Genomic DNA, 13,847 nt, shown 5'->3' with positions numbered 1-13,847 from the left:
GGATTTTTTGGTTCCTTTTTGATCCTTCAAAAAGGGACCCGCCGTAAGGGCGGAAAGGTGAATAAGCGTCGACATCACAAATGAATGCGCATACAACTTTCAAAACCAAAACCAAAACCAAAACCAAAACTACAACCGTCAGATCAAAGCCCCCCACCGCCCCGCCAAAAACAAATAATCAACCCAGAACACCTGATGTACCAGAACAATCCCCCAACACACAACCTGATAGGAAACCTTCCGAGTCTTGTGCCGAAACACCTGCTGCGCCAGCAAAGCCCCCGGCCAGCCCCCCAGCAGCTCGCTGGCATGCAGCACTTTCTCCGGAGTACGCCAAGCCTGAGTCCGCGCCTGCTGCTTGTCCTGCCAGTACAACAACAGGCTGACCAGACTCACCACCGGATACATCGCCAACGGCAACCAGTTCCCGCCACTCAACCCCATCCGCAGGCCGCCGAGCACCGGCAACAGGCACAGCACCACAAGTACCAGCCCCTTCAGGCGTGCATTGCGCACGCCCTCCCCACGCCGGGGCGCACGCTGCGAACGGGCCCTCTCAACCATGCGCCGTCGACCAATCGACCCAACCGAACTCCCAAGTCGCCAGGATCAGCAGACCAAAGGCGATTCGGTACCAGGCAAACACCGCATAGCTGTGGTTGGCGATGAACTTGAGCAACCCGCGCACGGCAATCATGGCAAAGATGAACGAGACCACGAAACCAATCGCGAACACCGGCAAATCGCCTGGCTGGAACAGATCACGGTACTTGTACCCCGAATACACCGCCGCGCCGACCATGGTGGGCATTGCCAGGAAGAACGAAAATTCGGTCGCTGCCTTGCGCGAAAGGCCGAACAGCAAGCCACCGATAATGGTCGACCCCGAGCGCGAGGTACCTGGAATCATCGCCAGGCACTGCACCAGACCGATCTTCAACGCATGACTCCAGCGCATTTCGTCAACATGATCGACCTCCACCCGATGCTGACGACGCTCGGCCCATAACATGATCACCCCGCCGACCACCAACGCGGCGGCGACCGTGATAGGGTTGAACAAGTATTCATGAATCAGGTCGGCAAACAGCACGCCCAAGATCACGGCAGGAATGAAAGCAATCAGCAGGTTGGTGGTGAAACGCCGTGCCGGCGCCTGCGTGGGCAAGCCCAGTACCACGTCGAAGATCTTGCGCCGGAATTCCCACACCACCGCCAGGATGGCACCCAATTGGATAATGATGTTGAACGCCATGGCGCGATCGCCGCCAAAATTGATCAGGTCGGCGACAATGATCTGGTGCCCGGTGCTCGAAATGGGCAGGAACTCCGTCAGCCCCTCGACCACGCCCAGAATGACCGCCTGCAAGGCACTCCACAAATCCATCTTTCCCCCAAGTGCGACGCTACGCGTGGCAGGCCGCTTGTTTTGATTGACACAATTGATACCGCACGCGGCGCGTGCTTTTTACAGCGCAAGGACCACCAAAGCCAGCTGAAAAGACCAGCCGCCTAAAGGTTTCATCTGGCGCGGCCGAAATCCTAGCAGAGCCTATGTTTCAAGGCTTGCGTTACCTGCAACTGAGGATGTCAAGAACGACGCATTAGCCGTTGGTCGAGTGGGGGCCCGCGACAAAGCATGCTTGGATGCCCTGGATAAAAAGAACAAGACTGGAGTAACGCATCATGAAGACCCTGAGGTCGATGTCGATCAGCCGCCGCCTGTGGCTGATCCTGCTGGTGGCCGTGGCCATGCTGCTGGTGCTGGGCCTGCTGATGCTGCGCCAGATCCATGACGGTCTGTACCAGGCGAAGGCCGAGAAGACCCGCCACGTGGTACAGACCGCCGCCGGCGTGCTGGCCCATTACCAAGGCCTGGAGGCCGCCGGCACGCTGACCCGCGAGGCCGCTCAGCAGCAGGCCCTGCAAGTGGTGCGCGGGCTGCGCTACGACCAGAACGACTATTTCTGGATCAACGACCTGCAACCGAAGATGGTCATGCACCCGGCCAACCCCAAGCTCGATGGCCAGGACCTCTCCGCCATCCGTGACCCCGACGGCTTCGCCGTGTTCAACGAGATGGTCGCCCTGGCCCGCAGCCAGGGCGCGGGGCCCGTCGACTATCGCTGGCCCAAGCCCGGCGCCAGCGAACCGGTGGCGAAAACCTCGTATATCCAGCTGTTCAAACCCTGGGGCTGGATCATCGGTTCGGGCGTCTACATCGACGACGTGCAGGCCGAGTTCGCCAGGCAGTTGCGCGATGCCTCGCTGCTGGGCCTGGGCATTGCCCTGCTGATGGCCCTGCTGGTGATGCTGATCGCCCGCAGCATCGCCCGGCCACTGCAGGAGGCCGTGCAGGCCATGGGCAACATCGCCAGTGGCGAAAGCGACCTGACCCGGCGCCTGGACACCCACGGCCGCGACGAGATCACCCAGCTGGGTGAACACTTCAACCGCTTCAACGGTAAGTTGCAGGGCGTGATCGGCCAGTTGCAGGGCGCAGCCCATGCCCTTGCCGAGTCGGCCGGCCATGTCGGTGACAACGCAGGCTCCGCCCAGGCCCGCAGCGCCCAGCAATCGCTGCAGATGGACCAGGTGGCCACCGCCATCAACGAAGTTTCCTACGCCGTGCATGACGTGGCCAAGCACGCCGAGCAGGCCTCCAGCGAAATGCGCAACGCCCAGACGCAGGTTGGCCACGGCCAACAGGCGATCCACGGCAGCCTGCAACAGATCGACCGGCTCTCGGCGACCATCGACCAGGCAGTACAGGTGATCCGCGAACTGGCCAGCCACAGTACGAAGATCGGCGGCGTGCTCGAGGTGATCCGCTCGATCGCCGAGCAGACCAACCTTCTTGCCCTCAATGCCGCCATCGAGGCCGCCCGCGCCGGTGAGCAGGGGCGCGGCTTCGCCGTGGTCGCCGACGAAGTACGCCTGCTGGCCCAGCGCTCGGCGCAGTCGACTGCCGAGATCCAGACCATGATCGAGCATCTGCAGGGGCAGTCCGAAGCCGCGGTGCGGGCCATCGATACCAGCAGCGAAGCCTCGCGCCAGACCGTCGAACAAGCCCGCGAGGCCGGTAGCAGCCTGGACGCCATCAACCAGGCACTGGGCAACCTGGGGGCGCTGAATGCCTCCATCGCCAGCGCCACCTTGCAGCAGTCGCATGTGGTCGAGGAAATCAACCGCAACGTCACCGAAACCGCCGACCTGTCGCAACAGACCGCCGAGGCCGCCCGCCAGTCCAGCGACGCTGGGGTGGCGCTTGCCCGCTTGAGCGATGAACTGGAACAGTTGCTGCGCCAGTTCAGGGTCTAGCAGGGCCAGGCGGCGGGTAGCTCGGATGCTGCCCGCCGCTTGAAGCCGGTCGCTCGAAGCGGTTAGCATCGCGCCCTTTCCCCGTCCAAGGATCGCCGATGTCCGGCCTCGAACTCTTCGCCGCCGCGCTCGGCGTCATCGCCGTCTGGCTCACCGTCAAGCAAAATCCCTGGTGCTGGCCGATCGGCCTGGTGATGGTGGTGCTGTATAGCTGGATCTTCTACGAGGTCAAGCTGTACTCGGACATGCTCCTGCAACTGGTCTACGCCGTGCTGCAGCTGTACGGCTGGTGGCAGTGGACCCGCCCGGATCGGGTCGAGGACGCCCGCCAGGTGACCAGCCTGGCACCCGTGACGATGCTCAAGGGCCTGTCGATCGGCCTGCTGGCCAGCCTGCTGCTGGGCGCCGCCATGGCCCACTGGACCGACGCCGCCCAGCCCTGGCTCGACGCCGCGCTTACCGGCTTCAGCCTGGTGGCCCAGCTGTGGATGGCACAGAAGCGCCTGCAGTGCTGGGCGCTGTGGGTGGTGGTGGATGTGGTCTTCGTCGGCCTGTTCCTCTACAAGGGCCTCTACCTCACCGCCGCGTTGTATGCCCTGTTCACCCTGATTGCCGTGCGCGGCTGGCTGGAGTGGCGCCGCGACCCGGCGCTGGCCAGCGCATGAAGGTCCTGGTGCTGTGCGGCCCGGAGTCCAGTGGCAAGAGCTGGCTGAGCGGAGAGATCCAGGCGCATTTCGGTGGCGTGCTGGTGGGTGAGTACGTCCGCCACTTCATGGAGCGCGAGCAGCGCGATACCTGCTACGCCGATATCCCCACCATCGCCCGTGGGCAACTCGCCTGGGAAGACCAGGGCCGGGCGCAGGCACCGGAGCTGCTGATTCTCGACACCCACCTGCTTAGCAATATCCTGTGGAGCCGGGCACTGTTCGGCGATTGCCCCGAGTGGCTGGAACAGGCCATCCAGGCGCGCCATTACGACCTGCACCTGCTGCTGCGCCCTGAGGGCGTCGAATGGGTCGGGGACGGGCTGCGCTGCCAGCCCCGGCTGGAAGAGCGCCAGGTGTTCTTCGACGACAGCCTGGCCTGGTTGCAACGCAACCGGCAGAACGTGCAGGTGATCGATGGCGACTGGTCGCAACGCAGCGCCAAGGTGTTGAGCGTTGTACAGCGCCTGCTCGACGGCAAATCCCCCACCTGCCCCACCGAATGTTAAGCCGCTGATACACCCTGTGGGGCCATGGCCCCCGGATTTGCGCGTATTGCGCCAGATCCGGGGGTAGTGTCACACCCGTGAAACACCCTCGACGAAAACCTGTCAGCGCCCGACTTCAATGGGCCCGGCAGCTCCTGGGGCGTCTCTCTGTCTCAGCACTGATACACCAATCCTTTGACGCGCCAGCTCCAGCCCCTCAACTACCTGATTCAAAAGCAATAACAAAAACCGGCACAGCTTCTGCTCTCCTTCTGGCAACGCGGCCCAGGCCCAACACGCCGAAGAAGGAATTGCCATCGTGGGGAAACTTGATAAAGGCAACGTCTGTCGTCTCCTGCTGATCGGATGCGCACTGGGTTCTAGCTTCAGCCTGCCAGCCCAGGCCGATAACGGGCTCGTCATCATTACCCGTGATGTGCAACCGCGCATTGCCACCCGCGCCCCGCTTGTGCCCGATCCCAATCCTGTCACCGTCAACACCAACCCGTCCGCGCACATCCTCAAGCAGACCAACGAACTGAGCGACGGCGACTTCGCCAGTATCAGCAGCGGCGCAGGCATCAACACGCTGATCAGCCAACAGACCAACAACATCGGGGCCAATATCGGCACCCAGACGCAACTGCCGAACATTGCCGGTGGGCGAGCCTCAGGCTCGGGCAATGGCATTGCCAACATGGTCAATTCGAACGTCCAGCAAGGTCTGGGCGCCCTGAAGATCCTCAACGGGGGTCAGTGACATGAAGCATACGCTGCTGATCCTGGCCACGTTATGCAGTGCACCGGCCTTTGCCCAATCCCCCGTGATCAACAACGCCACCATCGACAGTTCAGGCGCACAGTACCAAGGCAACCTGGGTGTCAACCAGGCGGCCGGGGACCAACAACAGCAGGTCAACGCCCGGGCTATCGCCATCGGCCATGACGCCAACGCCAGCACCCAGATCCGCCAACGCTTGCGCACGCCTGTCGACCCCTCGATAGATGCTCGGGCCAGCATCCAGGGCGACGCCTTCAGCCACGGCAACGGCGTACTGGGCGTGAACCAGAGCGCCGGCGCCAGCAACCAGCAAGCCAACGCACTGCGCATCAGCGTCAGTGCCCAACCGCAAAGCATCGATGACAGCGTCCTTCTGCAACAGAACGTGGCGCTGATCAACAGCTCGGACTCAACTGCCCAGACACCCGGCCATCGCCAGGTCAGCACCAGCGACCAGGCATTCACCGGTAGCCGTGGCGTGGTGCAGTTGAATCAGAGTGCAGGGGTGGGAAACCGAACGGCCAACACCCTGAGCATCCGGGTCGCAGATTGACCCAAACAGGTAACAACAACACTTAACCTAAAACAAAGTACGGAGAACCACCATGAAACCCTCGATGGCACTCAAGCCTCTGGTTTTCGCAATTGCTGCGATCATGGCTGTGGCTGTACAAGCTGGGCAGAATGATCCACGTGGCGGCCACAACAACGGCCATAACAATGGCCACAACAACGGTCATCACACCCCTCCTCCTACCAAGATCCCGGTATATGCCACCGCCAATGCCTGGGACAAGCAAAGCAGCACCAACAACCGCATCAACAATGAAGGCACGGTGAACGAAGCCGAAATGAGCAGCTCGGCCTCCGGCACCAGCGGCAACGTCGGTGTCAACGTCGCGGCCGGCGCCGGCAACCAACAGGACAACGCCGCCGCCATCGCCAACGCCGGCGCCGATTCGAGCCTGGACAACAGCTTCGTGTTCGGCTCCGCCTCGGCCACCGCCGACGTACGTCAGTACAGCAACAATAACCGCGTCAACAACTACGGTGTCACCAACTCCGGCGTCATGAGCGGCTCGGGCAACAACGGCAGCGGCAACATGGGCATCAACATTGCCGGTGGCGACCTGAACCAACAGAAAAACACCATGGCCATTGCCAACTCCAATGCGCCACTGGGCAATGCCACCGCCACCGCCTCTGCCGACCAGAATGGCCCAGGCCTGGTAGTGAACAACAGCGCCGACCGCACCTACCGGGTCGATACGCTGACCCTCACCACCACGAAAAGTGGCAGCGCCTCGTACGACAAGGATTCCAGCTACAGCAAGGACAGCAGCGCCTCGTCGAGCTGGGACGCCGCCGGCTCCAACAGCTGGAACGCCAGTGGCTCCAACAGCTCCAGCGCCAGTGGTTCGCGTAGCCATGATTCGAGCTCCTCGGCAAGCGGTTCTCTGAACGCTTCGCTGGATGCCTCGGCAAGCGGCAGCGTGACCCAGACCCAGGACTACGGCCGCCACGAGCGCAGCCGCACCGACTCGTTCGATGCTTCGCTGACCGCCTCGATCGACGCGTCGTATGACAAGTCGCACGAGAAGTCTTCCAGCTCCTCGTACGAAAAAGCTCGCGACTCTGCGTTCGAGAAAGCCTACGACTCCTCCTATGAGAAGTCGGGCAGCGCCTCCAACGAATCGTCGAAGTCCGGCTCGAAGAGCTACAGCGAGTCCAGCTCGTACGACCTGAGCAACACCGTGTCGTTCCAGGTGCTGACCCCTACCGGTTGGGCCAACCCTGTGACCAACACCGCAACCCTCAGTGGCTCGGTGAACGGTGGCAGCGGCAACCTCGGCGTCAACGTCGCCGCCGGTGTGGGCAACCAGCAGAGCAACTCGCTGGCCATCTCCAACACCTCGTTCTGAGCGCTGTAACCATAAGGCCCCCTTCGGGGGGCCTTTCTTCAACAGGACCAGGGGGCAAGACCATGCGGATGATCGCCTTGGCGTTTTTGCTGTGCATGGCCAGTTACAGCGAAGCGGCGCAGATGCCGCTTTCGGTTTTGCCGGGGGGTGCGGTGATCTACAAGCCCATCCAGAGCATCCGTGAGCGCAAGTTCGCCGACCTGGTGCAACAGAAGACCGATTTCAGTTGCGGCGCCGCGGCGCTGGCAACCATCCTGCGCCAGGCCTACTGGCTGGATGTGGACGAACAACACATCATCGAAGGCATGCTGGCTCACGCCGACCAGGACCTGGTGCGGGTGCAGGGCTTCTCCATGCTCGACATGAAACGCTACGTGGAAAGCCTGGGCATGCGTGCCCGCGGCTACCGGGTCGCCGCCGAAACCCTGAATAGCGTGCGTATCCCCGTGGTGGTGCTGATGGACATCCGCGGCTACAAGCACTTCGTGGTCATGCAGCGGGTCGACAAAGGCTGGGTCTATATCGGCGATCCGGTCCTGGGGCACAAGCGCTACAAGGTCGAGGACTTCCTCAAGGGCTGGAACGGCATCATCTTCGCCGTGATCGGCCAGGGTTACGACAAGACCAATGCTTTGCTCGACCCTCCTCTGCCGCTGAGCGCCAAGGGCCGGATCAACAACTTTACCCCGGTCAAGGACGCTGACCTGATGGACTTTGGCTTCATCCGCAGCGACTTCTTCTAATGACAATCAAGCACGACGCTCCGGGAGCATCCCATGAAGACTCCAGCATGGCTCACCCTGATCTGTCTGGCAGCCGCCCTGCCCATCCAGGCAGAGACCTTCAAGCCCATTGAACTGAAGGACCAGGAGCTGGCGAACCTGCGCGGGCGCTATGTAATGCCGGGGCGGATCATCAGTTTTGGCGTGGTAATGACCAGCACCTGGCAAAACGCCAGTGGCGATGTCATCGGCGCCAAGACCTCGATGCAGGTCCAGCAGTCGACCATCAAACCGCAATTCTACGTGTCGATGATCGACAAGAAAGGCTCCGGCTCGGGCAACGCGCAAGGCACCGGCAGCGTCACGGGCGGCGCGGGCCTGAACACGACCGACGGTGTCACCCAGGTAGTGCGCGCCGCCGGGGACAACAATACCGCCTACAACAACGTCGATATCAACGTCACCAAGGCCAACCAGGCTCCCGATACGCCACAGCAGGGCCAGGTACTGGCCGCAGGTTCCACACTGGTTGGCAGCAACGGCGCCGGCTCGCTGAGCGTATCGGCCAGCGGCACCGGCGTGCAGCTCGACGTGGTGGCCAACAACAACCAGGGCAGTGCCCTGCAACGCATCGCCCAGGGTGGGTTGATGCAGAACGCGACATTGCTCGGCAACGGCAACCAGGTCAGCAACCTGACGTCCCTCAACGTCGTGCTGCGCGACAACGTGCCTGACGCCGCGCTGAACGGCAATCTTGACCAGCTCAAAGGCCTTCGCGCTCTCGGATACTGATCTACGCTGACTCTCATCGTATGTAGTCTGAAGGGACGGCTAACCCATGCACCGATCGTTGACGTTCAGAGCTGTAGTCTGTCTGAGTACCTTGGCACCCGCGACATTGCTCTACGCAGCACCGGACCCTCAGGTCGAGGCACTGAAGCAGGAGTTGCGGGAGCTGAAGCAACGCTACGAAGCCCAGCAGAATGCCCTGATGGTGCTCGAGCAGCGCGTGCGGCAAGTAGAAGAGACCCCGGCGGCGCCGCCGCCCAGGCGCCTGACAAGGTCCCCCTCGGAACCGGCCAAAGGCGCCCAAACGGTTGCGTCTGGCACTCCGGGCAATGCAGGCAGCTCCTATGGTCAATCGCTCAAGGACGACTCCGAGCCTGCGCAAAGTGTTTCCAACCTGTATGACGAAGCCAGCGGCTTCTTCGGCGGCGGCAAGTTCAGCGTCGAGACCGGCGTGACCTATACCCACTACGACACTCGCGCCCTGACCCTCAACGGTTTCCTCGCTCTGGACTCGATCTTCCTTGGCAACATCAACCTCGACCGCATCAAGGCCGATAACTGGACACTGGACCTGACAGCCCGCTACAACCTGGACCAGCGCTGGCAGTTCGACATAAACGTGCCAATCGTGTACCGGGAGTCGACCTATTCTTCCGGCGGGGTAAGCGGCGTCGGCTCCACCGCCTCGGATGCCACGGTAACCCGAGACCCCACCATCGGCGATATCAACGTGGGGGTAGCCTACAAGTTCCTCGACGAGTCGGAAAACTGGCCCGACGCGGTCGCGACACTGCGGGTCAAGGCCCCCACCGGCAAGGATCCTTACGGCATCAAGCTGATCAGGGATACGGCCAACGACAACCTGGCGGTGCCTGAAAGCCTGCCCACCGGCAATGGTGTCTGGTCGATCACCCCAGGGATTTCGCTGGTCAAGACGTTCGACCCAGCCGTTCTCTTCGCCAGCCTGTCTTACACCTACAACATGCAGGACTCGTTCAGCGACATCAGCCCGGAAGTCAACAGCAAGGTCCCAGGTGACGTGAAACTCGGAGATTCCTGGCAGATCGGCGGGGGGATCGCCTTTGCCCTGAACGAGCGGATGAGCATGTCATTCTCGGTCACCGACCAATTCGCCAGCAAAAGCAAGATCAAACGCGACGGCGGCGACTGGCAGTCGATCACCAACAGCGACTACAACGCCGCCAACTTCAACGTCGGCCTGACCTTCGCTGCCACCGACAACCTGACCATCGTGCCCAACCTCTCCATCGGCCTGACCGAAGACTCGCCAGACTTCTCGTTCAGCCTGAAATTCCCCTACTACTTCTGACCACTCCGGGCCCGCGCACGGGCCCGGCATTTGGTTACCGGTTTTGTAGCGCCCGACTTTCCCGGCACCAGCCTGTTATCATCCGGCACACTTTTGTGACGGTTTAATGGCATTAAGGAAAGTTTCGTGAACAACCTGCTCGGTCCCCCTCGCGCCCGCCTTGCCACCCTGGCAATCCTGGTGCTGGTGATACCCCTGACCGCGCGCGCGCTGCTGGGCTGGTCCAACCCCTTCGGCTACCTGTCTGACCTCGCCATCGGCAGCCTGTTGGTCCTGCTCCTGCAGCGGCGCCCCTGGTGGCTGGCCCTGCCGCTGCTATTGGCCTGGGGCGGCCTGTGGGTGGCATCCGCCGAGCTGGTCAGCGCCGTCGGCAGGCTGCCCACGGTCGACGACCTGGCCTACCTGATCGACCCGCAGTTCATGGAAAACTCCACCGGCGGCGGACTGGCCCATGCCTGGCTCCCCGTCCTGCTGGTCGCCGGCCTCGGCGCCTGGCTGGCAAGCGTATGGCGATCGCCAGCCGGCGCGCCATTGCCACGGCGACTCTGGGCCGTGCCCCTGGCGCTGTTCGGCCTGCACTGGGGCGGCCAGCAGCTGGCCCCTTCGGACGCCGACCAATGGCGCCAATACGGCCTCACCCACCAGGCGCTGTCGACGGCGGTGGGCAAGGTCCAGCATCAGGCCTTGAGCCGTATGGGCCGGGTGCCGGCAGTCACGGCGCTGTCCAGCGCCGGCCTGACCCAGTCCGACCTCAATGGCGTCAAGCTGCTCGACGCACCGGGCAAGGCGCGCAACCTGCTGATCATCACCGTCGAGGGCATCCCCGGCGCTTACCTGCGCCCCAACCGCGAGGCACTGGGCAGCCACTACCAGCAGGACCTGATGCCGCGTCTGAGCCAGTGGGCCGAGCGCGGCATGAACACCCCCGACTATGTATTGCACACGCACCAGACCATTCGCGGCCTGTACGCGATGCTCTGCGGCGACTATGACAAGCTGGCCAACGGCACGCCCAAGGGGGTCGAGCTGCTGACCCAGCAGCAACGCAACCAGGCCTGCCTGCCTGCCCAGCTGCGCGAAGCCGGCTTCGCCACCCATTACCTGCAAGGCGCCGGGCTGCGTTTCATGGCCAAGGACCGGATCATGCCGCACATCGGCTTCGACACGGTGCATGGGCTGGAGTGGTTCGCTAACGACAACTACCTGGAATTCCCCTGGGGCAAGGACGACCGCGCGTTCTTCGAGGGTGCGCTCGACTATGTTGGTGAGCTGCGCAAGCAACCAAAACCCTGGATGCTCACCCTGCTCACGGTCGGCACTCACCAGCCGTATTCGGCGCCGGAGTCCTATCTGCAACGCTTCGATACGCCCAAGCAAGCTGCGGTGGCCTACCTGGACGATGCCTTGGGCAGTTTTCTCGACGGTCTCGAGCGCCAGGGCGTGCTGGAAGACACTTTGGTGATCGTCACCTCCGACGAATCCCACGGCATCGATGGCGTGCGCCTGGCTTCGGCCTGGGGCTTCAACCTCACGCTCGCGCCGGAGCAGGCCCAACTGCCCAGGCTCAAGCAGGGCACCTACGGCCACGTCGACCTGAGCACCTCCCTGCTCGACTATTTCGCCCTGCCGATCCCTGCGGCGTTGGCCGGGCGCTCGCTGTACCGCGACTATGACAGTGGCCGCGAGATGATTTCCTACACCAACGGCATGCTGCGCTACCACGATGGCCAGGGCACCCTCAGCGAGTGCGATTTCCAGCAGCGCTGCCGACGCTATGCCAGCCCCGGTTTCATTGCCGACCAGGCCAAATTCGTTGGCCGTGGAGACGACGGCCTAGGAGCGCAGATCGGCCTGCTGGCCACCGGCCTCGACCAGTCGTTGCTGCAGACTCCGCTCAACCTGCGCTACCAGTTCGGCGGCCCCTCCCCCATCGCCCTGGCTGAGCGCATCAGGGATGACTGGGCCGACAACCTGATCGGCGCGCAATACCTGGAGATGCCCGAAGGCACCCGCACCCGGGTACGTCTCAAGGTACGAGCGCTGGATCCGCGCCACGCCGCGTACATCCGGCTCAAGGCCAAGGAGCTTGAGCAGGATGTGCAGCTTGGCTTGCCCGAAGAGATTCGAGTAACGGCCGATGAGCCGCTGGAAATGCAGTTCGATTTCGACAACCCCACCGTGCGCAAGGCGTTTTCCTTCCACCTGTTGGGGTATGGCGGCGGCGAAGTGGAGGTCAGCGACTTCAGCGTGATCACCGCGCTGCCCGATGAGCCAGAGACGGTGGAGGAACTGGCGGACGGCCATCTTGCTCAATCGAGCTGAGGCCCCGCGATCGACAGCGTGGTTGCTCAACGAATCTGGTGCTTGTGCAACAACCGGTAGAACGTCGGCCGCGACACACCCAGCACCTTGGCCGCGATGCTCAGGTTGTCACTGTGCCGGTTCAGCACATCGCACAACGCCTGCCGCTCTGCGCGATGCTTGTAGTCCTCGAGCGTGCCCAGCGGCTGGTCCTGTTCCTGCAGGTCCTGCAGTCCCAGGTCCTGGGCCTCGATCTGCCGTCCCTCGGCCAGCACCAGGCCACGTCGCACCCGGTTGGCCAACTCGCGCACATTGCCCGGCCAATCGTGCCGTCCCATTGCCGCCAGGGCACCGTCGCTGAACGAGCGGGGCCGCCTGCCCGTCTCCGCGCTGTAAAACTGCGAGAAATGGCTGGCCAGCATCGACAGGTCACCATGTCGGTCACGCAGCGGCGCGGTCACCACTTGCAGGACATTCAGGCGGTAGTAAAGGTCTTCGCGAAATCGCGCCAAGGCAATGGCTTTTTCCAGGTCCACATGGGTGGCCGCCAGAACCCTGACGTCGACCGCGATGGGCTGATTACCGCCCACCCGTTCGATGTGTTTTTCCTGGAGAAAGCGCAACAGATTGGCCTGCAACTCCAAGGGCAGGTCACCGATTTCGTCGAGAAACAGGGTGCCGCCATTGGCCGCTTCGATGCGCCCCACCTTGCGCTGGTGGGCTCCGGTGAAAGCGCCCTTTTCATGGCCGAACAGCTCGGACTGGATCAGGTGTTCCGGGATCGCCCCGCAATTGATGGCAATAAAAGGTTTGTCGCGGCGGTGTGATTGCCGGTGCAGGGTGCGCGCCACCAGTTCCTTGCCGGTTCCGCTTTCGCCACGGATGAGCACCGGTGACTCGGTCGGCGCCAGCTTGCCGAGCAGCTTGCGCAACTCGCGGATCGGCCGGCTTTCACCCAGCAGCTCGTGCTCGGGCTCATCGACGCGCACCGTGCCCTTGCCGCGCAGGCGTGCCATGCCAAAGGCACGCCCCAGGGTGACCTGCACCCGGGAGACATCGAACGGCAGCGTATGGAAGTCAAAAAACCACTCGCAGACGAAATCGCCGACATTCTGCAGGCGCAGTTCCTCGGCGCTGAGCACGGCGATCCACTCGGTATTGCTGCGCTTGATCAGGTCCTTGACCGCCTCGGGGTGCAGCAGGTGCGAGGCTTGCAAGCGCACCAGGCCAACATCGCAGGGTTGCTCCAGCGCCGCCTCGAGCGTGCAACTTCGGACATCCCAGCCGACACTGCGCAAGCCTGGCAACAGGCGGTGGCAATCGTCGCAGGGGTCGACGATCAGCAGGCGGCGATGGGATGCAGGTTCAAGCATGACCTTTCCTTGGCGCCAGTTATTGGTTTTTTACCTATAAACAGACAGTTGCGACGCCCGAATTAACAGTAGCAATTAACTTGACGCTCCCCACTACCGTTGGTCAGCCCGCCTGC

General features: G+C 62.7%; 13 protein-coding genes and 1 pseudogene. 11 read left to right on the top strand and 3 right to left on the bottom strand.

Features of this window, described 5'->3' with window-relative positions:
- Positions 1-138: 138 nt before the first annotated feature.
- Together OH705_RS18015 and OH705_RS18010 are read right to left on the bottom strand one after the other, a co-directional pair.
- Positions 139-564, bottom strand: coding sequence for a DUF1294 domain-containing protein (locus OH705_RS18015; RefSeq protein WP_267302673.1), 426 nt, complete (start codon positions 562-564; stop codon positions 139-141).
- On the bottom strand, positions 557-1,387 hold the full coding sequence (locus OH705_RS18010) for an undecaprenyl-diphosphate phosphatase (protein WP_094012029.1): 831 nt from the start codon (positions 1,385-1,387) through the stop codon (positions 557-559). The genes OH705_RS18015 and OH705_RS18010 overlap by 8 nt, the downstream gene beginning before the upstream one ends.
- Before the next feature lie 299 nt (positions 1,388-1,686).
- Between OH705_RS18010 and OH705_RS29355 the strand changes: the two are divergent.
- The 11 genes and pseudogenes from OH705_RS29355 to OH705_RS17960 all read left to right on the top strand — a co-directional run.
- Positions 1,687-2,448 (top strand): annotated as a pseudogene (locus OH705_RS29355) (cache domain-containing protein); the annotation flags it as partial.
- Positions 2,449-2,586: 138 nt separating this feature from the next.
- The gene (locus OH705_RS29350; protein WP_411829637.1) at positions 2,587-3,321 is read left to right on the top strand and encodes a methyl-accepting chemotaxis protein; all 735 of its coding nucleotides are present in this window, start codon (positions 2,587-2,589) and stop codon (positions 3,319-3,321) included.
- A 98-nt stretch (positions 3,322-3,419) separates the two neighbouring features.
- Complete coding sequence (gene pnuC, locus OH705_RS18000) at positions 3,420-3,986, top strand: nicotinamide riboside transporter PnuC (RefSeq protein WP_094012027.1); 567 nt, start codon at positions 3,420-3,422, stop codon at positions 3,984-3,986.
- The gene (locus OH705_RS17995) at positions 3,983-4,534 is read left to right on the top strand and encodes an AAA family ATPase (RefSeq protein WP_094012026.1); all 552 of its coding nucleotides are present in this window, start codon (positions 3,983-3,985) and stop codon (positions 4,532-4,534) included. The genes pnuC and OH705_RS17995 overlap by 4 nt, the downstream gene beginning before the upstream one ends.
- A gap of 298 nt (positions 4,535-4,832) precedes the next feature.
- Positions 4,833-5,273 carry a hypothetical protein gene (locus tag OH705_RS17990; RefSeq protein ID WP_267302672.1) on the top strand — a complete coding sequence of 147 codons (441 nt, stop codon included), beginning with the start codon at positions 4,833-4,835 and terminating at the stop codon, positions 5,271-5,273.
- Position 5,274: 1 nt separating this feature from the next.
- Positions 5,275-5,847, top strand: coding sequence for an adhesin (locus OH705_RS17985; protein ID WP_104443750.1), 573 nt, complete (start codon positions 5,275-5,277; stop codon positions 5,845-5,847).
- A gap of 52 nt (positions 5,848-5,899) precedes the next feature.
- Complete coding sequence (locus tag OH705_RS17980) at positions 5,900-7,216, top strand: heme utilization protein (RefSeq protein WP_267302671.1); 1,317 nt, start codon at positions 5,900-5,902, stop codon at positions 7,214-7,216.
- Positions 7,217-7,278: 62 nt separating this feature from the next.
- Positions 7,279-7,959: a C39 family peptidase gene (locus tag OH705_RS17975; RefSeq protein WP_094012022.1), complete on the top strand. Its 681-nt coding sequence runs from the start codon at positions 7,279-7,281 to the stop codon at positions 7,957-7,959.
- Between the two features lie 33 nt (positions 7,960-7,992).
- The gene (locus tag OH705_RS17970; protein WP_094012021.1) at positions 7,993-8,730 is read left to right on the top strand and encodes a hypothetical protein; all 738 of its coding nucleotides are present in this window, start codon (positions 7,993-7,995) and stop codon (positions 8,728-8,730) included.
- A gap of 46 nt (positions 8,731-8,776) precedes the next feature.
- Complete coding sequence (locus OH705_RS17965; RefSeq protein ID WP_094012020.1) at positions 8,777-10,057, top strand: hypothetical protein; 1,281 nt, start codon at positions 8,777-8,779, stop codon at positions 10,055-10,057.
- Between the two features lie 126 nt (positions 10,058-10,183).
- Entirely contained in the window at positions 10,184-12,379 is a 2,196-nt protein-coding gene (locus tag OH705_RS17960; RefSeq protein WP_094012019.1) for an LTA synthase family protein, read from the top strand.
- A gap of 26 nt (positions 12,380-12,405) precedes the next feature.
- On the opposite strand, the gene OH705_RS17955 is transcribed toward OH705_RS17960, so the two are convergent.
- Complete coding sequence (locus OH705_RS17955) at positions 12,406-13,731, bottom strand: sigma-54 dependent transcriptional regulator (protein ID WP_023631095.1); 1,326 nt, start codon at positions 13,729-13,731, stop codon at positions 12,406-12,408.
- Positions 13,732-13,847: the final 116 nt, after the last annotated feature.

Origin of the sequence: Pseudomonas sp. BJa3, from assembly GCF_026343815.1 — a bacterium.
GTDB lineage: Bacteria > Pseudomonadota > Gammaproteobacteria > Pseudomonadales > Pseudomonadaceae > Aquipseudomonas > Aquipseudomonas soli.
Note: the sequence above shows the minus strand (reverse complement) of the source record. Positions and strands in the feature narration are given on the sequence as shown.

Bases quoted from the DNA above. Each gene is read 5' to 3' on its own strand.
- OH705_RS18015 (WP_267302673.1), bottom strand. From the start codon at position 564: ATGGTTGAGAGGGCCCGTTCGCAGCGTGCGCCCCGGCGTGGGGAGGGC.
- OH705_RS18010 (WP_094012029.1), bottom strand. From the start codon at position 1,387: ATGGATTTGTGGAGTGCCTTGCAGGCGGTCATTCTGGGCGTGGTCGAG.
- OH705_RS29350 (WP_411829637.1), top strand. From the start codon at position 2,587: ATGGACCAGGTGGCCACCGCCATCAACGAAGTTTCCTACGCCGTGCAT.
- pnuC (WP_094012027.1), top strand. From the start codon at position 3,420: ATGTCCGGCCTCGAACTCTTCGCCGCCGCGCTCGGCGTCATCGCCGTC.
- OH705_RS17995 (WP_094012026.1), top strand. From the start codon at position 3,983: ATGAAGGTCCTGGTGCTGTGCGGCCCGGAGTCCAGTGGCAAGAGCTGG.
- OH705_RS17985 (WP_104443750.1), top strand. From the start codon at position 5,275: ATGAAGCATACGCTGCTGATCCTGGCCACGTTATGCAGTGCACCGGCC.
- OH705_RS17980 (WP_267302671.1), top strand. From the start codon at position 5,900: ATGAAACCCTCGATGGCACTCAAGCCTCTGGTTTTCGCAATTGCTGCG.
- OH705_RS17975 (WP_094012022.1), top strand. From the start codon at position 7,279: ATGCGGATGATCGCCTTGGCGTTTTTGCTGTGCATGGCCAGTTACAGC.
- OH705_RS17970 (WP_094012021.1), top strand. From the start codon at position 7,993: ATGAAGACTCCAGCATGGCTCACCCTGATCTGTCTGGCAGCCGCCCTG.
- OH705_RS17965 (WP_094012020.1), top strand. From the start codon at position 8,777: ATGCACCGATCGTTGACGTTCAGAGCTGTAGTCTGTCTGAGTACCTTG.
- OH705_RS17955 (WP_023631095.1), bottom strand. From the start codon at position 13,731: ATGCTTGAACCTGCATCCCATCGCCGCCTGCTGATCGTCGACCCCTGC.